Origin of the sequence: Microbacterium sp. NPDC058345 (assembly GCF_042723855.1) — a bacterium.
Taxonomy (GTDB): domain Bacteria; phylum Actinomycetota; class Actinomycetes; order Actinomycetales; family Microbacteriaceae; genus Microbacterium.
The window spans coordinates 1,000,713-1,017,761 of sequence record NZ_JBHXIG010000001.1 but is presented as its reverse complement, the minus strand read 5'-3'; the positions used below and the strand labels follow the sequence as shown (position 1 = coordinate 1,017,761).

The window sequence follows — 17,049 nt, the reverse complement described above, 5'->3', positions numbered from 1 at the left end:
AGAATCGCGAGAGAGAGGGTGACGGCCATGGCTGCAGGCGACATCGAGACGTTCCAGCGGAACGGGATCTGGTTCAACCGCATCGAGGGAGAGGCGCACACCCTGGGCAGCAGCTTCAACACCCGAGAGGAAGCGGCTCGGGTCGGGCGCGGCGCCGCCGTCGCGCGGCAGGTCGAGCACTCGGTGCGCACCGAGGAGGGGCCGTCCGCGGACGACGTCAACGAGCGCCACCCCCGGGACATCATCGGGTGACGGATGCCGGCGTCCACGAGCGTCGCGCCGTGAGGCGTGCGGCGTTGCTGCAGGTGTGCGTGAACGGCGCGAGGGATGTGGCGCAGCATCCGTCGCTGAGTGCTGACGCGACCGTCGTCGCCGACTCCGCGGCGCGCGCCGTCGCGGCGGGCGCGCAGGAGATCCACGTGCACCCGAAGGATGCGGCGGGGCGCGACAGTCTCGTCGCCGATGACGTCGTTCGATGGGTGCGCGCGGTCCGGGCGGCCTGCCCGGGTGTGCCGGTCGGGGTGACGACGGGCGCGTGGGCGGAGCCCGTCGTCGAGCGTCGCCTCGCGGCGATGACCGAATGGACGGAGCTCCCCGACTTCGCGTCGGTCAACTGGCACGAGGCCGGGGCGGATGAGGTGGCCGCACTGCTGTTGAGCCGCGGTGTCGGCGTCGAGGCGGGCATCTGGGACGATGCCGGGCTGAAGGCGTGGCGCCGCTCACCGGTGCGGGCGCAGTGCCTGCGCCTGCTGATCGAGCTGCCCGATGAGCCCGCCGAGGTCGTGCACAGTCACGCCGAGGGGATGCTCGCGCACGTCCATCGCGCCGAGCCGGACATGCCGATTCTGTTGCACGGAGAGGAGCGCTCGACGTGGGCGGCCATCGACCTGGCCATCGAGCGCGGCCTGCACACGCGCATCGGCCTGGAGGACTGCCTCACCCTCCCCGACGGCACCGTCGCGCCCGACAACGCTGCGCTGGTGCGGGCGGCGAGGGAACGGATGCTGCTGTGCCGAGCACTCGGTTCACTTGCGCCGGGGCGAGGCTCGCCTTCAGCCTGACGAAACGGCGCCATGGCGAGCCAGAGGGTCGGAGTGCTTTGATGCGCCGCCACAGGCTGGGGCGTCGCCGTCTCGGGGCGTCAGCTGCTGGTCGCCGCAACCAAGCATCGGATGTCAGGCGCCAGGGCGATGAAGCGATCGTTCGCCTCGGGCTCCGCGATCGTCACCCGCAGGCCCTCGCCGGCGAACGGGCGCACGAGCAGACCGTTGCGCTCGAGCAGGTCGGCAGACGCGAGCGTGCTGTCGCCGAGGGCGAGCCACACAAAGTTCCCACGGCTCTCGGACACGGCGACACCCGCGGCCGTCAGCCCGTCGACCACGCGGCGACGCTCGGCGATGAGCTCGGCGACCCTGGCGCTTAGCTCATCCTCGGCGGCGAGCGAGGCCACGGCGGCGGTTTGGGCGAGGTCGGTCACGCCGAAGGGAATCGCGACTTTGCGCAGAGCGATGCCCAGCGCCTCCGGGGCGATCGCATATCCGACGCGCATACCGGCTAGCCCGTAGGCCTTCGAGAAGGTGTGCGCCACCGCGACGTTGGGGTATCGCCGGAAGAAGTCGATGCCGACGGCTGAGTCCTCGCGATCGTTGAACTGCACGTACGCCTCGTCGATTACGACGACGATGTGCGGGGGAACCCTGCGCAGGAACTCGTCGAGCTCGGAATGCCCCACGGTCGTGCCCGTCGGGTTGTTCGGATTGCACACGAGGATGAGGCGGGTGCGGTCGGTGACAGCGTCGAGCATCGCGTCGAGGTCGTGGCGATGTTCCGCGGTCAGGGGCACCATCACCGGCACGGCGCCTGCGGCACGGGTGAGCATCGGATACGCCTCGAACGAACGCCAGGCGAAGAGTACCTCGTCTCCTTCGCCGGCGGTGGCCCGGATGAGTTGAGAGACGATCTCCACCGAGCCGCTGCCGAGCACGACGTTGACCGGCTGCACGGCGAAGCGCTCGCACAGAGCGGCCGTAAGCGCGGTTGCGGCGGTTTCGGGGTACCGGTTCATCTGCGACAGCCGATCTGCGACGGCGGTGACGACAGAAGGGAGCGGGGGATACGGGTTCTCATTGGAGGAGACCTTGAAGACGGGCTCGGTGGTGTCGCCTCGAGAGGCTGCTTTGCCCGGTTGATACCCGGGAATCGCCTTCAAGTTTTCCCGCAGTCTCAAATCCGACATCCGATCCGCCCTCCTTGTCGATGGCCCGTTTGACAGCGTCGGGCCGGATCCATACTATCTCAATTGAATATATCGAATGTTGCTAATTAGCGTCCATCGGGAACCGGTTCGGATGGAAGGAACGGAGCGGCGGTGCCCCAGCCTGTGACAGCAACCCAGGACGAGCGCCTCACGCTCCGCGTTCGAGCGATGCGGCGCGAGGCGCAGGACGTGCTCTCGCTGGAGCTCGAGGACCCCACCGGAGAGCCACTCCCGGAGTGGCAGCCTGGCGCACACATCGACCTGCGCTTCATCAACGGCGTCGAACGTCAATACTCGCTATGCTCGGATCCCTCCGACCGCTCGGGGTGGCGGATCGCCGTGCTCGCCGAGAGCCCGAGCCGGGGCGGTTCACGCTACGTGCACCAGAGCTTGCGCGTCGGAGACCTCGTCACTGCGTCCGCGCCGATCAACCACTTCGCCCTCGTCCCTGCCGACGAGTACGTCTTCGTGGCCGGAGGCATCGGCATCACTCCGATCCTCCCCATGATCGCCGCGGCAGAGCGGCGCGGCATCCGCTGGCGACTCGCCTACCTGGGCTCTGTCGCCGAACGCATGGCGTTCCTCGATTCCCCGCACATCGCCGGCGGTGATGTGGTGGTCGTGCGAGGAGACGTCGACGGGCGGCTCGATCTCGGTGCGTGGATTGGAGTGCCGTCCGAGGCGACGCCGGTGTACGCGTGTGGTCCGGAACGGATGCTCGACGCCCTCGAAGCACTCAGCGTGGACTGGCCTCGCGGTGCGCTGCATCTGGAGCGCTTCCAGCCCAAGGCTTTCGGCGAGTCACAGGGAGCCGAGTCCTTCGAGGTGGTGGCGAGCCGCTCTGATCTCGTGGTCACGGTCGATCGCGGCTGCAGCATCCTCGAGATGCTCGAGGGCGCCGGCATCGGTGTTCCGAGCTCGTGCCTCGAAGGCGTTTGCGGTACGTGCGAGACCGCCGTGATCGAAGGCGCCCCCGAGCACCGGGACTCAATCCTCACTCCGGACGAGCGCGAGAGCAACGAGACCATGATGATCTGCGTCTCTCGTTCGCTCGGCGACCGGCTCGTCCTCGACATCTGACCAGGTAGGAACGGAGCGAACATGGATACCGGAACCGCATACGGCCTTCGTCTCGGGCAGCCGCTCAACGAGCTCGCCCAGGTGGGCCCAGGCACGCCATACGGCGAGGTGCTGCGGCGCTACTGGCACCCCGTCGCCAAGGTCGAGGACGCGACGACGCGGCCCATCTCGCTGCGCGTGCTCGGCGAGGATCTCGTGTTGTTCCGCACCCGCAAGGGCAAGGCCGGACTGCTGCACCCGAGGTGCATCCATCGCGGGGCCTCGCTGTTCTACGGCGGCGTCGAGGATGACGGCATCCGCTGCTGCTACCACGGCTGGGTGTTCGACACCGAGGGGCACTGCCTCGAGCAGCCATGCGAACCGGAGCTCGGGCTGCACAGAGACCGTGTGCGCCAGCCGTGGTACCCGGTGCAGGAGCAGTACGGGCTGATCTGGACATACATGGGGCCGCCCGAGAAGAAGCCCGTCCTTCCCCAGTACGACACGTTCGAGCAGCTGTCCGACGATGAGCAGCTCATCGTCAACGACGCGGGAGTCGGTGGCGGCGGGCCCGAGGTGCTCGATTTCAACTGGCTGCAGCACTGGGAGAACGTGATGGACCCGTTCCACGTGCCGATCCTGCACGCCCGCTTCAGTGGCAACCAGTTCACTCCCGAGATGGCCCTCATCCCCGAGGTGAGCTACGAGTACACGCCGCTGGGTGTTCGCAGCATCCAGATGCGCGACCTGGGCGACGGGCGTCAGCTGCGACGGGTCACTGAGGTCATCTTCCCCAATGTGCGTGTGGTGGCCAGCCCCAAGCTCGCCTCGGGCCAGACGAACATGATCGGCTGGGTCGTGCCGATGGACGACACGAGCTTCCGCATCTTCACGGTCGCGCGCGACGCCGACCCTGACTTCCTCTCGAAGTTGCGCTCGACGCACGAGGGCAAGCCGTGGAAGGAGCTCACGGACCTCGAGCACCAGCGGCTTCCCGGGGACTACGAGGCGCAGAAGTCTCAAGGCCCCATCTCGCTGCACTCCGAGGACCACCTCACGACCACGGATCAGGGCATCGCCATGATCCGCCGAATGATGGCCAAGCAGCACCGAGCCGTGGCGGCCGGCGGCGACCCGGTCGGCGTGATCTTCGACGACGCCGATCGCCTGGTGCGCATCGAGGGTGGCAACTACTTCCAGGGCGCGGCGGATGCTCCGCTGCTCGCCGATGCGGTGGACGACTGACATGACCAAGTACACGGCTCGTCCGCCGCGCGGGGATCGGCCGCTGCTCGTGCTCGGCGTCAGCGACGTGATCGTCATCGAGGGCGAGCCGGCCGTGCCCGTCACCGTGCACCGCCTCTCCGCATGGGGGCGCTGGGTGCGCGACGTGGCGATACCGGACGCGGCGGCGCGCAAGCTGCACGAATTGGCCGAGGACTTCGAGATCGTGTGGGCGTCGGAGTGGGGCCACAACGCACACACCGCTTTTCGTGAGCCGCTCGGTCTCCCGGAGGAGGTCTGGCCGTTCCTCCCCGTGCAGTTCGACAAGCTCGCCCACATCCGTCGTTACGCCGCAGGGCTACCCTGGGTCTGGGTTGACAGTCCGCTCGCCGACCTCAACGCTCCGCCGCCGGAGTGCGACGACGGTATCGTCGTGCGGGTCGATCCCGCCGTCGGCATCCTCGGCCTCGACATCGACGACTTGCGTCGGAGGGTCCATGAACTCACGGCGGCGCACACGAAGGAGGGCGACGAATGACCGATCTGGTTGCGATCGTGGGAGGACGAGTCGTCACCGGCACAGGTCTGCAGATCGAGTGCGGCACGGTCCTCGTCTCGCGTGGACGTATCGAGGCCGTCGGGTCGGAGCTGGACGTGCCACACGAGGCGCGTGTGATCAACGCCTCCGGATGCTGGGTGCTGCCGGGGCTGATCGATCCACACAGTCATATCGGCGCACACGAGGAGGCCAATGGACCGGCTGGGTTCGACGGCAGCGAGGTGTCGAATCCGGTCACCGCCGGAGTGCGCGCGATCGACGCCGTCAACATCGAGGACATCGCCTTCCAGGACGCGCTCGCCGGAGGGATCACGACCGTCGTGGTCAAGCCGGGGTCGGGCAACCCCATCGGCGGGCAGAGCGTGGCGATGAAGACCGCAGGCGGACGCTCGATCGACGAGCAGGTCGTGCGCGCGGAACTCGGATTGAAGTCGGCACTCGGGGAGAACCCGAAGCAGGCCTACGGCGAGCGCAAGCAGATGCCGTCGACCAGGCTCGGCATCGCGCTGGTTATCCGTCAAGCGCTGCTCGATGCGCAAGACTACGTCGAGCGCCGGCGGCGCGCCGAGGCTGACGGTGCGCCCTTCGCGAGGGATCTCGGCAAGGAGGCGCTTGCCGCGGCACTTGACGGCACTCTCACCTGGGAGCAGCACGCTCACCGGCACGACGATATCGCCACGGCGTTGCGCATCGCGGACGAGTTCGGTCTGCGGCTCGTGATCAACCACGGCACCGAGGCTCACAAGCTGGCCAATGTGCTCGCCGAGCGCGACGTACCCGTGATCTTCGGCCCGATCCTCTCCAGCCGCTCGAAGGTCGAGGTGCGGGAATCCGATCCCGCGAACCTCGCTGCGCTTGCGGCTGCGGGGGTGCGTGTGGCGCTCACCACCGACCACCCCGTGGTGCCGATCGGGCACCTCGCACTCCAGGCCGCCGTCGCCGTGCGCGCCGGACTGCCCCGCGACGTCGCCATCGCGGCGATGACGTCGTCGGCCGCCGAGATCGCGGGTATCGCCGACCGTGTCGGCGCAATCGAGCCGGGGCGCGACGGCGATGTGGTTCTGTGGACGGGAGACCCCCTCGACGTCGCGTCGATTGTGCGCGAAGTGCTGATCGAGGGCAGGACCGTGTACACCGCCGAGAGGATGACGGAATGACGCTGCGTGACGACGCCGCGCAGCTGCTTCCCGAGCTGATCGCACTGCGACGCCGACTGCATCGCATGCCGGAGGCGGGTTTCCATCTGCCGCAGACGCAGGATGCCGTGCGGGAAGCGCTGGCCGGACTCGACCTCGAGATCACGACAGGTGAAGATCTCAGCTCTGTCACGGCCGTGCTGCGCGGTCCGGCTGACGGACCCGCCGTGCTGCTACGCGGCGACATGGATGCACTGGAGATCGAGGAGCAGACCGGGCTGGAGTATGCCTCGACGAACGGCGCCATGCACGCCTGCGGTCACGATCTGCACGTCGCGGGGCTTGTCGGCGCCGCGCGGTTGCTCGCCGCGCGGCGTCACAGCATCGCGGGATCGGTCGTCTTCATGTTTCAGCCCGGCGAGGAGGCGGGAGGCGGGGCACCGCTGATGATCCGCGACGGGGTGCTCGACGCCGCGGGCAGTCGGGTCGAGGCCGCGTACGGCATCCACGTGGGGCCTGGTGAGCGTGGCATGTTCCAGCTCAAGCCCGGGACGATCATGGCGGGGGCGAACGTGCTGCGCGTGACGGTGCACGGTAGGGGCGGGCACGGGTCGCGCCCGCATCAAGCTGTCGACCCGGTGCCCGTTGTCGCGGAGCTCGTACTCGCCCTGCAGAGCTGGGTCACGCGACGCGTGAGCGTGTTCGACCCCGTCGTTCTCTCGGTGACGAAGCTGCACGCGGGAGAGATCGTGAACGTTATCCCGGAGGACGCCGGGTTCGCGGCGACGCTGCGCAACCTGTCGGAGGTGTCACTGATGCAGATCCAGGCCGAGCTGCCGCCGCTTATCGAGCGTATCGCGGCGGCGCATGGCTGCCGAGCCGACGTGGAGCTGACCGTCGGATATCCGGTCACGGTCAACAGTGTTCCAGAGACCGAGGCAGCCACGTCGGTGCTACGCGACCTGTTCGGCGAAAAGCGGGTCGAGACGATCGCCGCTCCGTGGATGGCCTCGGAGGACTTCTCGTTCGTGCTGCGTGAAGTGCCGGGTGCGTTCCTCTTCCTGTGTGCGACGCCGCCGGAGCTTGCAGGCGGCGAGATCCCGATGAACCACTCCCCGCGAGCCGTCTTCGACGACGCCGTGCTCGGGGATCAGGCCGCGGCCCTGGCGGCCCTTGCGCTGAGGCACGTGGGAACCGATCGAGCGGAGGGCTAGCCGGCGGGCGAAGCGCCGAATCTCGGGGCCCGGGCGATGTCCGGGCCGTTGGGCGAACCGTGGTGCGTGGCGAGGATCCGGGGCGCGCGGATCGTGCGATGCGGTCCGGGGTCAGAGCAGGTCCATGCCCTGGTTCAGGGCCAGGTGCAGCGTCACGACGAGAGGAGTGCCGAGCTCAGCGGCCCAGGGTGCGGTGATCGAGCACAGCCTTGCGACCCTGTTGGACGTCGCCCGAGCGAATGGCCTCGACGAGCGCCTCGTGGATGCGCAGCCGTTCGTCTGTGTCCTGCCGGAAGCCGGGCACGGCCAGGGCGTCCTCGCTCGACGGGCCCGCGGTCTCCCCCTCGATGTAGTCGACGAGATTCAGGTAGAAGGTCCGCAGAACGGCGTTCGGCGAGATCTCGGCGATGCGGCGATGCAGGCGCCAGTTCCCGTGCAGCCCCTCGATCGGATCGTGCCAGTGCTCGGTCAGCTCCGCCATCACCGCATCGAGCTCTGCGACGTCCGCGTCCGTGCGGTTGAGCACCGCATCGTGCATGACGGCCTCATCGAGGGCATCGAGCACCTTGATCACATCATTCACCGGCGCCCCCGTCTGCCGCAGCCGGAGCACGCTGTGCGCCAGCCGGATCAGGGGGGATTGGTCCGCGACGAAGATCCCGCCTCCCGGCCCCGGCCGCAGGTCCACCGACCCTCTGGCGCGCAGCACGCGCAGCGCTTCGCCGAGCGTCGCGGGAGCGACGCCGAACTGCTCGCACAGCTCCTGCCGTGTGCCGATCCGGTGCCCCGGCACCAGCGCCTCGTTCTTGATCATCGCCTCGACCTCGGTCACCACGCGGTCGGCGACCGACTGCGAGGGCGCGACGCGCTGGAAGGTGCGGGCTTCTTCCTGAGAGCTGACCACGATTGTCCTTCGGTCGAGACGGCGGATTGCTCACATCCTAGGGACCACAACGCGCCACAAGGGCCCGGCACACGCACGATCTCCCCATTTGCAGTAATTGAATGTATCTAATACAGTCATTCTGGCAACGTTGCTTATGAGAGGAAACAGATGACCGACCCGACCGGTGGCGATCTGCTCGCGGACTCCCTCCTGAACCAGGGAGTGTCCCGGATCTTCGGCATCCCGGGCGTCCAGCTTGATGCCGCTGCAGACGCCCTGTACTCCCGCGCCGACAAGGTTGACTTCATCTGCGCGCGCAACGAGCAGGCGACCACTTACATGGCCGACGGCTACGCGCGGAGTACTGGCCGGGTCGGCGTCGCCATGGTGGTGCCGGGGCCGGGCGTGCTCAACGCCCTCTCGGGGATGGCGACCGGGTATTCCGCCAACTCGCCGATGCTCCTCATTGCCGGCCAGATCGACTCGCATGCCATCGGCCGGGGGCTTGGTGCCTTGCACGAGATCCCGGATCAGACTGGCATCCTGCAGCGTCTCACAAAGTGGACGGGCAGCGCCCGCAACGCAGACGAGATCCCCGGCCTGGTGCGCGAGGCGTTCGTGCAGCTGCGCAGCGGACGCCCGCGTCCCGTCGCTCTCGAGGTGCCGCCCGACGTCCTCGCCGCCACGTCGCGAGCCGCGGCGGCCGAGGCCGTCGCCGCGTCACCCCTCGTGCCGGACGAGAGCCAGATCCGCGCTGCTGCCGCCCGGCTCGTGGCGGCAGAGCGCCCGATGATCGTCGTCGGGGGAGGAGTGCTCGCCGCGGACGCGTCGGTGGCCCTGCAGGCGCTCGCCGAAGCGCTCGAAGCTCCGGTACTCATGACTGAGAACGGCCGGGGCGCGCTCGACGCGCGCCACCGTCTCGCTTTCGACTCCCTCGCGCTGCGCGCCTTCCGCGCGGATGCCGACCTCGTGCTCGCCGTCGGCACTCGCTTCGTCTCGACATTCGGCACGCGGGTGGACACCAACGGAGCACCCGTCATCCTCGTGAACGCCGAGCACGCGGATCTCGGTACGCCTCGCGAGGCCGTGCAGGCTGTGCACGCCGACGCTCGTCTCGCCCTCTCCGCGCTCGCGGCCGAGGTCGGCTCCCCGCGCCGGGAATCGCGCGAGTCGGAGTTCGCCCGCGTTCGTGCCTGGCTCACCGAGCAGTTCGAAGACATCGCCCCTCAGCGCGAGTACCTCTCAGCGATTCGAGGCGCGCTGCCAGACGACGGAGTCTTCGTGAGCGAGTTCACCCAGGTGGGGTATGCCGCGAGCGCCTGCTATCCCGCCTATCAGCCCCGCACCTACATCGGCCCCGGATACCAGGGCACCCTCGGCTACGGATTTGCAACCGCGCTCGGTGTGAAGGCGGCCGACCCCGGGAGGGCGGTCGTGTCGGTGAACGGCGACGGCGGCTTCTCGTGGACGCTGCAGGAGCTGTCAACGGCAAAGCGGTACGGGCTCGGGCTCGTGACGATCGTCTTTCACGACGGGTTCTACGGCAACGTGCGGCGCATCCAGAAGAACCGCTACGGGGGGCGCTACTTCTCGAGCGATCTCACCAACCCGGACTACGGCAAACTCGCCGACGCCTACGGCATCCGCTCGGCCCAGGCGTACACACCGGCCGAGCTCGCGGGTGTACTCGCCGACGCAGTGCCGGCGAACGAGCCGGTCCTGATTGAGGTCCCGGTGGGCGAATTTCCCTCTCCATGGCATCTCATCCACGAGGGCGTCCCGCGACCGGCACCGCTCGCCCCCGACGCGCACCTCGCACAGCGAGCAGGAGTCTGACATGGCCATCGGACACGACATCGCCGGCATCCAAGAGGATGCCGATGGCCGCGACACGATCGATGTTGTGAACCCGGCTGACGGCACCGTCATCGGCGCCGTCGTCGCAGGTGGTCCCGCCGACGTCGATCGGGCGGTGGCTGCGGCCGCGGACGCGTTCCACATGTGGTCCACGACGCCGATGTCGCAGCGGATCTCGCACGTGCAGGCGCTCGCCGAGGGGCTAGCGCGCCACCGGGAACACCTCGCCGCGACGTTGAGCTCCGAGATGGGCTCGCCGATCGCGTTCGCGCGCTCCGCGCAGGTCGGGGTCGCCATCGCCGACCTGGAGCGACTAGTCGACGCTGCGCGCGCGCATGTCGAGAGGGAGTCCGTATCGAACTCCCTCGTCGTCTCGGAGCCGGTCGGCGTGGTCGCCGCCATCACGCCGTGGAATTTCCCGCTGCACCAGATCATGCTCAAGGTCGGTGCGGCCGTCCTCGCCGGTTGCACGGTCGTGCTGAAGCCCAGCGAGGTGGCGCCGCTCAACGCCGCGTTCGTCGGAGACATCCTCCGCGAGATCGGTCTGCCCGCCGGTGTGGTCAACATCGTCCACGGCGACGGTATCGGTGTCGGCGCTCCGCTGGCGGAGCATCCGCTGGTCGACATGGTGACCTTCACCGGATCGCGTCAAGTGGGGGAGCAGGTGGCCAGAGCGGCTGCCGGCACGATCAAGAGGGTGGCGCTCGAACTCGGCGGCAAGTCGGCCGCAATCGTGCTCGACGACGCACCGTTGAAGGACTCGGTGCGTGGAGTACTGGCCTCGTGCTTCGCGAACGCCGGCCAGACCTGCGCCGCACAGACGAGAGTGCTGGTTCCCGAGCGGATGCTCGAGGATTGGCAGCGGGCCGCCGTCGAGCAGGCCGTCGCCTGGGCGCCCGGTGACCCGAAGGACGAGAGCACGGCCACCGGCCCGTTGGCCTCTGCTCTGCAGCGCGACAGGGTGCGTGCCCACATCGCCACCGCGATCGAGGAGGGTGCACGCGCTCTCACCGGCGGGCTTGAGGTCGGCGAGCCGACCCCTGGTGGCGCATACGTCCAGCCCACCATCTTCACCGAAGTGACCCCGGGTATGCGGATCTTCCACGAGGAGGTCTTCGGTCCTGTGCTCACGATCACCCCTTACGCTACGGTCGACGAGGCTGTCGACCTGGCGAACGACAGTGTGTACGGCCTGTCGGGCGGCGTGTGGTCGAGCGACCCTCGACGCGCCCTCGATGTGGCACTGCGCATGCGCACGGGCACCGTCGGCATCAACGGTGCCGGCCTCGACGTCGGTGCCCCCTTCGGGGGGTACAAGCAGTCGGGCGTCGGCCGGGAATGCGGTGTGCGCGGGTTCGAGGAGTTCCTCGAACTCAAGTCGGTGATGGGCGCTGCTGCCCTTCACGACGACGGATCGTGATCGGGAAACATACCCGAAACACCCTCGACGCGATCGCATAAAAAGCAATTCATAACATTCAATTAGGTGGAACCCAGCGACGCGGTTCCCTTCAGAGGAGGACACCCATGAGACGCAGCATCGTAGCCGCGGTCGTCGGCGTGACGGCACTCGCCCTGTCCGGTTGCGCCGGCGGAGGGGGAGAAGGTGAGGGCACGCTGGAGAGCGCGAAGATCGCCCTCGCAGCCGACCCCGGTTCGCTCAACCCGATCACGAACGCCACCCAAGCCGGCCAGGAGATCTCCGCCTATCTCTACGAGACCCTGATGTCGTTCGCGCACGGCAAGGAACCCGAGGGTCTGCTCGCCGAGAGCTGGACCGAGTCGACCACAGAGGTGTCGTTCGTGCTGAAAGAGGGCATCCTGTGCTCCGACGGCTCCGAGCTCACGGCTACCGACGTCAAGGCATCCTTCGACTACGCGGCGGACCCCGAGACGGCGTCGCCCTACTCCGGCGTGTACTTCCCGGCCGCCGGGCTCACCGTGACAGCGGACGACGCCTCGAGCACCGTGACCTTCACGAGCGAAGAGCCGCAGAGCTTCCTGCTCAGCAACATCGGCCAGATGCCGGTCGTCTGCGCAGCGGGTGTCGCCGACCCCGCAGGACTCGATGAGACCCCGGTCGGCACCGGTCTCTATACACTCGAGGACTCCTCGCCGGGTCAGTCGTACACGCTCGCCGTGCGCGAGGACTACGCCTGGGGCCCAGACGGGGTGACCGCCAAGACGGAAGGCCTGCCGAAGACGGTCGAGCTCGAGGTCGTCGACACCGAGCCGACGAGGGCCAACATGCTCCTGTCGAATGAGATTCATATCGCCGAGGTCGGCGGCACCGACCGTGACCGCCTGGAAAGCGGCGACCTGTTCACCATCGACGTGCCGGCACGGCCGGGGCTGATGTTCTTCAACCAGGCAGAGGGACGTCCCACGCACGACCTGCTCGTGCGACAGGGCATCGCCTCCGGCGTCGACCGCGACGAGGTGGCGTCGGTCTCGACCGGCGGACGCGGCGAGCTGATGACGGCCCTTGTCTCCTCCTTCACAGCGGTGTGCGTGGGCGCAGACGCCACGACGCCGCTGGTCGGCTTCGACGCCGAGGCAGCGGCCGCGTACCTCGACGAGGCGGGCTGGACGCTCGGGTCCGATGGAATCCGTGAGAAGGACGGCGCGAAACTGTCGCTGACCTTCGTCTACCCCGCCACCGAGGCGCAGTCGGTCGTCGCCGGCATCGAGCTCATCCAGCAGCAGCTGGCCGAGATCGGCGTCGAGGTCACCCCGAGCCCCTCGTCGTCGTACACCGACGTGATCTTCCAGGGCGGTGACTGGGACCTCATCTGGGCTCCGATCTCGACGACGCTGCCGTCCACGTGGGCCGGCATCCTCGCTGGTGAGTTCCCTCCGAACGGCGGCAACTGGACCTATAACACCAACCAGGAGTTCTTCGCCCTCACGGCCGAAGCCCAGCAGCTCGCCGGCGAGGAGAGCTGCGATGCCTGGACCGCGGCGCAGGCATCGGCGATCGGTAACCTCGAGGTGATGCCGTTCGCGGAGTCCACCAGCACCATGTACGGCGCCGGCGTGGAGTTCGAGGTCACGACCAACGGACTGCTGATCCCCACGAGCCTGCGAGGCTAGGAGCTGCATGCTGGACCACGCGTCCGCCAGGACGGATACCGTGGCGGTCTTCCTCCGGAAGCGCCGCCGCGGTAACCCCTGGCTGAGATTCCTCCTCCGCCGCACGACGCGGATGCTGGTGGCGATGTTCGTGATCATCGCGGTGGCGTTCTTCGTGCTCCGGCTCTCCGGCGGCGATCCGGTGCGCGCGGCACTCGGAGCCACGGCGGACGAGGCCGTCGTTCAGGCCAGACGGGCGCAGCTCGGCCTCGACGATCCGCTGCTCGTCCAGTTCTGGAACTACCTCGTCGGCATTTTCCGCGGCGACCTGGGAGCGTCGCTGATCACAGGACGCTCGGTGTCGGATCTCGTGCAGAACAGGCTGCCGGCCACCCTCGAGCTCGCCGGGATCTCGTTCGTCATCGTTCTGCTGGTCGCGGTGCCCCTGGGGCTGGGCATCGCGATCCTTACCCAGGGGAACCGTCGACGGGGCGTCGAGGTCTCATTCACCGGGATCACTGGATTGATTGCCGCGATCCCGGAGTACCTTCTCGGCGTCGCCCTGGTCGTGATCTTCGCGGTGACCCTGCACTGGTTCCCCGTGGCCGGCCGCTCCGGGCCAGCGTCGTACGTGCTCCCCGTGCTCGCAATGACCGTGGCGTCCTGGGCCTCGCTGTCGCGCATCGCTCGCGTCGAGGCGCTCAACACGCTGTCCGACGATTACGTGCGCACCGCACGATCCAAGCGGATACCCGCGGTGTGGGTGTACTTCCGTCACACCCTGCCCAACATGCTGACGGCGACGCTCACCATCGGTGGCACGCTGCTGTCGACCATGGTGGCGTCGAGCGTGCTCGTGGAGAAGGTGTTCAACTGGCCGGGTCTCGGGTCGGCGTTCGTCGACGCCATCGCGACCAAGGACTACGGCATTGTGCAGGGGCTCGCTGTCGTCTACGCCGCCATCATCCTCGTTATCACGCTGGCGGTCGACATCGTGCTGTCGGTCCTCGATCGGCGCACCACCCTCCTGGAGACGACCTGATGCGTTCGTTCCTCGCCTTTCTGCGCAACCCCCTCGCCGCCACCGCCGCGCTGATGGTCGCTGTTCTGGTGTTCCTCGCCTTGTTCGCGCCCGAGATCTGGGGTGCCCAGGCGGCGCAGACCGATACTTCTGCTCTCCTTCAGGGGCCAAGCGAACCGCATCCCCTCGGCACCGACGGTCTCGGGCGCGACATGCTGTTGCGTACCCTGGTCGCGACCCGTCTCTCGCTCGGCATGGCGTTGATCGCGACGGTCATCGGACTCGTGTTCGGTCTGCTCCTCGGAGCGCTGCCCTCGGTGCTCGGCCCGCGGGTGCAGCGTCTGTTCAGCTCGATCATCAGCACGTGGCTCGCCTTCCCGGTGCTGCTCGTAGCGATGCTCACCGTCATCCTGCTCGGACCGAGCTCTGGCTCGGCCGTCATCGCGCTGGGACTCACGATGGTGCCCTCGTTCGCTCGCCTCGCCCAGACCCTGTCGTCCCGTGTCGGCGGGTCTGAGTACCTCGCTGCCGCGCGAATGATGGGCGTCTCCCGCGCGCGACAGTTCACGCGCTACGTGCTGCCCAACATCGCCGAGCCCATCATCGTCAACGTCACGCTGTCGATCGGTGGCGGTCTCCTCGCCCTGTCGAGCCTGAGCTTCCTCGGCGTCGGTGTTCAGCCGCCGGACTTCGACTGGGGCCGGATGCTCAGTGAAGCGTTCGACCAGGTTTACACCAACCCGGCCGCCGTCGTCGGCCCCGGCGTCGCCGTCGTGTTCGCCGGCGTGGCCTTCGGCACCCTCGGCGAGTCCCTCGCCGCGCACCTGCGCAGCCACGGGCGCGGGTCAGTGCTCTCGCGGCGCCGCCTCGGACCACCGCCGCGTGTGGCCGATCGCGAACAGATCGGCGACGACCGTGCTCTGCTGAGGGTCGAGGGACTCTCGGTCGCGTTCCCTTCGGCAACCGGCTGGGTCCGCCCGGTGCAGGACGTCAGCTTCTCGGTCGCACCGGGCGAGATTGTCGGCGTGGTCGGAGAATCCGGCAGCGGCAAGTCAGTCGCGCTCATGGCGGTCGCGCAGCTCTCTGCCGCGGGTGCCGCGGTGACAGCCCGGACGCTGCGCTTCGACGGCGATGACCTGCTCGACCTCCCGCGCGCCGACGTGAAGAAGCGCCTCGGTACGAAGATGGGCATCGTCTTTCAGGACTCCCTCACCGCTCTCAATCCCGCGTTGCGAGTGGGGACGCAGCTCGGCGAGATCCCTCACTTCCACGGGAGAGACACCCGGGCGGACGCGCATCGGAAGGCGGTCGATGCCCTGAGGGACGTTGCAATCGACGAGCCGGAGCGGCGCTCCCGGCAGTTTCCGCACGAATTCTCCGGAGGCATGCGTCAGCGCGCACTCATCGCGATGTCGCAGATCGGCAAGCCGCGGCTCATCATCGCCGACGAGCCGACGACCGCCCTCGACGTCACGGTACAGCAGCGCGTCCTCGCGCTGCTGCGTCGAGAGTGCGAGCGGACGGGAGCGGCCGCCATCGTCGTTTCGCACGACATCGCCGTGCTCGCCGAGCTGTGCCAGCGCATCCTCGTCATGTACGCGGGCCGGATCGTCGAGGACGTCGACGTGCGCCTGCTCGCGACGCCAGAGAAACTCGCGCACCCGTACACCAGAGCGCTCACCGAGTCACTGCCCGACGTCGACACCGACCGCACGCAGCCCCTTGCGACGATCCCCGGTGAGCCACCCGACCTCTCGCTGCCGATGGTGGGCTGCGGCTTCGCCGCGCGCTGCCCCTTCGCGACCGAGCGTTGCATGACAGAGGCGCCCCTGATGAGTGATCACATCCACGGGGGACGCGTGGCGTGCTGGCACCCGCAGGACGGCGTGCCGATCGACGGCATCCTCGGCGATCCGCTCGTGCTCAACACCGGCTCGAACGCCCAGGAGGTGCGCTGATGGCCGAACTCGTCGTCGAGGACCTCGTCGTGACGTTCGGGCACGGTAACTCGTCGTTCAATGCCGTCGACGGTGTGTCGCTGACCGTACCTCACGGCAGTATCGTCGGGCTCGTCGGCGAGTCCGGCTCAGGCAAGTCGACCATCGCGCGCGTCATCGCGGGGCTCCAGCCGGCGACGGCGGGACGGGTGCTGCTCGACGGTGCCGACCTGCGGCCCGCCGCCGGGCGCCGGCGGCTCACCCGCGCCCGCGACGTGCAGATGATCTTCCAGGATCCGTATTCGTCGTTGAATCCGCGCATGACCATCGGCGCCACACTCGACGAGGCTCTGGCGTTGCACGGGTCGGGCGGCGCCCGTAAGCGCGCCGAGGGCGTGCGCGAGCTGCTGCGTCTGGTGCGGCTCAAGCCGGGCGCGATCGATCTGTACCCGTCACAGCTTTCCGGCGGTATGCGGCAGCGCGTGGCCATCGCCCGGTGTCTCGCGGTGAAGCCTCGGCTCATCATCGCCGACGAGATCACGTCGGCGCTCGACGCGTCAGTGCAGGGCGCGGTTCTCAATCTGGTGCGCGACCTGCAGCGTGAGCTGGAGCTGTCCGTGCTGTTCATCACCCACAACCTCGCAGCCGTGCGTTACATCGCCGACACGACGGCTGTGATGCGCAAGGGACGCATCGTCGAGCACGGCGATGCCGATGCGATCGTCTCGAATCCGCAACATTCGTACACGCAGTCCCTGGTCGGTGCCATTCCGCGCATCCGGAACGCGGGGACCGATCACCTCCTGCGCGCGATCGGGGCCTGATAG

15 protein-coding genes are annotated in these 17,049 nt (G+C 68.3%); 13 read left to right on the top strand and 2 right to left on the bottom strand.

Going from position 1 to position 17,049, the window contains the following annotated elements; all coding sequences use genetic code 11:
* Positions 1-27: 27 nt before the first annotated feature.
* Together ACFWH5_RS04755 and ACFWH5_RS04750 are read left to right on the top strand one after the other, a co-directional pair.
* Positions 28-252 (top strand): hypothetical protein, encoded by a 225-nt coding sequence (locus ACFWH5_RS04755; RefSeq protein WP_378832338.1) that lies wholly within the window; start codon positions 28-30, stop codon positions 250-252.
* Positions 253-281: 29 nt separating this feature from the next.
* Positions 282-1,061, top strand: a complete 780-nt coding sequence (locus ACFWH5_RS04750; protein WP_378832335.1) for a 3-keto-5-aminohexanoate cleavage protein — start codon at positions 282-284, stop codon at positions 1,059-1,061.
* 80 nt (positions 1,062-1,141) lie between these two features.
* Here the strand turns inward: ACFWH5_RS04750 and hisC are convergent, their stop codons facing one another.
* A complete protein-coding gene (hisC, locus tag ACFWH5_RS04745; RefSeq protein ID WP_378832333.1) occupies positions 1,142-2,236 on the bottom strand; it encodes a histidinol-phosphate transaminase in 1,095 nt (364 codons plus the stop codon).
* 132 nt (positions 2,237-2,368) lie between these two features.
* On the opposite strand from hisC, the gene ACFWH5_RS04740 reads away from it, so the two are divergent.
* Genes ACFWH5_RS04740 through ACFWH5_RS04720 form a run of 5 tightly spaced genes read left to right on the top strand, consistent with a single transcriptional unit; the run spans position 2,369 to position 7,449 of the window.
* Complete coding sequence (locus ACFWH5_RS04740; RefSeq protein ID WP_378832331.1) at positions 2,369-3,337, top strand: PDR/VanB family oxidoreductase; 969 nt, start codon at positions 2,369-2,371, stop codon at positions 3,335-3,337.
* A gap of 21 nt (positions 3,338-3,358) precedes the next feature.
* A complete protein-coding gene (locus tag ACFWH5_RS04735) occupies positions 3,359-4,561 on the top strand; it encodes a Rieske 2Fe-2S domain-containing protein (RefSeq protein WP_378832330.1) in 1,203 nt (400 codons plus the stop codon).
* A gap of 1 nt (position 4,562) precedes the next feature.
* Positions 4,563-5,078, top strand: coding sequence for a hypothetical protein (locus ACFWH5_RS04730; RefSeq protein ID WP_378832327.1), 516 nt, complete (start codon positions 4,563-4,565; stop codon positions 5,076-5,078).
* Positions 5,075-6,256: an amidohydrolase gene (locus ACFWH5_RS04725; protein WP_378832324.1), complete on the top strand. Its 1,182-nt coding sequence runs from the start codon at positions 5,075-5,077 to the stop codon at positions 6,254-6,256. Before ACFWH5_RS04730 ends, ACFWH5_RS04725 begins: the two co-directional genes overlap by 4 nt.
* Entirely contained in the window at positions 6,253-7,449 is a 1,197-nt protein-coding gene (locus ACFWH5_RS04720; RefSeq protein ID WP_378832322.1) for a M20 family metallopeptidase, read from the top strand. The genes ACFWH5_RS04725 and ACFWH5_RS04720 overlap by 4 nt, the downstream gene beginning before the upstream one ends.
* A 175-nt stretch (positions 7,450-7,624) precedes the next feature.
* On the opposite strand, the gene ACFWH5_RS04715 is transcribed toward ACFWH5_RS04720, so the two are convergent.
* Complete coding sequence (locus tag ACFWH5_RS04715; RefSeq protein WP_378832319.1) at positions 7,625-8,353, bottom strand: FadR/GntR family transcriptional regulator; 729 nt, start codon at positions 8,351-8,353, stop codon at positions 7,625-7,627.
* 150 nt (positions 8,354-8,503) lie between these two features.
* Between ACFWH5_RS04715 and ACFWH5_RS04710 the strand changes: the two genes are divergently transcribed.
* From ACFWH5_RS04710 to ACFWH5_RS04685, 6 genes are all read left to right on the top strand, one after another.
* Positions 8,504-10,171 (top strand): thiamine pyrophosphate-dependent enzyme, encoded by a 1,668-nt coding sequence (locus ACFWH5_RS04710; protein WP_378832317.1) that lies wholly within the window; start codon positions 8,504-8,506, stop codon positions 10,169-10,171.
* A gap of 1 nt (position 10,172) precedes the next feature.
* Complete coding sequence (locus tag ACFWH5_RS04705; protein ID WP_378832315.1) at positions 10,173-11,612, top strand: aldehyde dehydrogenase family protein; 1,440 nt, start codon at positions 10,173-10,175, stop codon at positions 11,610-11,612.
* 107 nt (positions 11,613-11,719) lie between these two features.
* Positions 11,720-13,285, top strand: coding sequence for an ABC transporter substrate-binding protein (locus ACFWH5_RS04700; RefSeq protein ID WP_378832313.1), 1,566 nt, complete (start codon positions 11,720-11,722; stop codon positions 13,283-13,285).
* 7 nt (positions 13,286-13,292) lie between these two features.
* Complete coding sequence (locus ACFWH5_RS04695) at positions 13,293-14,306, top strand: ABC transporter permease (RefSeq protein ID WP_378832311.1); 1,014 nt, start codon at positions 13,293-13,295, stop codon at positions 14,304-14,306.
* A complete protein-coding gene (locus ACFWH5_RS04690; protein WP_378832309.1) occupies positions 14,306-16,243 on the top strand; it encodes a dipeptide/oligopeptide/nickel ABC transporter permease/ATP-binding protein in 1,938 nt (645 codons plus the stop codon). The genes ACFWH5_RS04695 and ACFWH5_RS04690 overlap by 1 nt, the downstream gene beginning before the upstream one ends.
* A complete protein-coding gene (locus ACFWH5_RS04685) occupies positions 16,243-17,046 on the top strand; it encodes an ABC transporter ATP-binding protein (RefSeq protein WP_378832307.1) in 804 nt (267 codons plus the stop codon). The genes ACFWH5_RS04690 and ACFWH5_RS04685 overlap by 1 nt, the downstream gene beginning before the upstream one ends.
* Positions 17,047-17,049 lie beyond the last annotated feature (3 nt).

Bases quoted from the DNA above. Each gene is read 5' to 3' on its own strand.
- ACFWH5_RS04685 (WP_378832307.1), top strand. From the start codon at position 16,243: ATGGCCGAACTCGTCGTCGAGGACCTCGTCGTGACGTTCGGGCACGGT.
- ACFWH5_RS04730 (WP_378832327.1), top strand. From the start codon at position 4,563: ATGACCAAGTACACGGCTCGTCCGCCGCGCGGGGATCGGCCGCTGCTC.
- ACFWH5_RS04725 (WP_378832324.1), top strand. From the start codon at position 5,075: ATGACCGATCTGGTTGCGATCGTGGGAGGACGAGTCGTCACCGGCACA.
- ACFWH5_RS04720 (WP_378832322.1), top strand. From the start codon at position 6,253: ATGACGCTGCGTGACGACGCCGCGCAGCTGCTTCCCGAGCTGATCGCA.
- ACFWH5_RS04735 (WP_378832330.1), top strand. From the start codon at position 3,359: ATGGATACCGGAACCGCATACGGCCTTCGTCTCGGGCAGCCGCTCAAC.
- ACFWH5_RS04755 (WP_378832338.1), top strand. From the start codon at position 28: ATGGCTGCAGGCGACATCGAGACGTTCCAGCGGAACGGGATCTGGTTC.
- ACFWH5_RS04700 (WP_378832313.1), top strand. From the start codon at position 11,720: ATGAGACGCAGCATCGTAGCCGCGGTCGTCGGCGTGACGGCACTCGCC.
- ACFWH5_RS04690 (WP_378832309.1), top strand. From the start codon at position 14,306: ATGCGTTCGTTCCTCGCCTTTCTGCGCAACCCCCTCGCCGCCACCGCC.
- hisC (WP_378832333.1), bottom strand. From the start codon at position 2,236: ATGTCGGATTTGAGACTGCGGGAAAACTTGAAGGCGATTCCCGGGTAT.
- ACFWH5_RS04710 (WP_378832317.1), top strand. From the start codon at position 8,504: ATGACCGACCCGACCGGTGGCGATCTGCTCGCGGACTCCCTCCTGAAC.
- ACFWH5_RS04695 (WP_378832311.1), top strand. From the start codon at position 13,293: ATGCTGGACCACGCGTCCGCCAGGACGGATACCGTGGCGGTCTTCCTC.
- ACFWH5_RS04705 (WP_378832315.1), top strand. From the start codon at position 10,173: ATGGCCATCGGACACGACATCGCCGGCATCCAAGAGGATGCCGATGGC.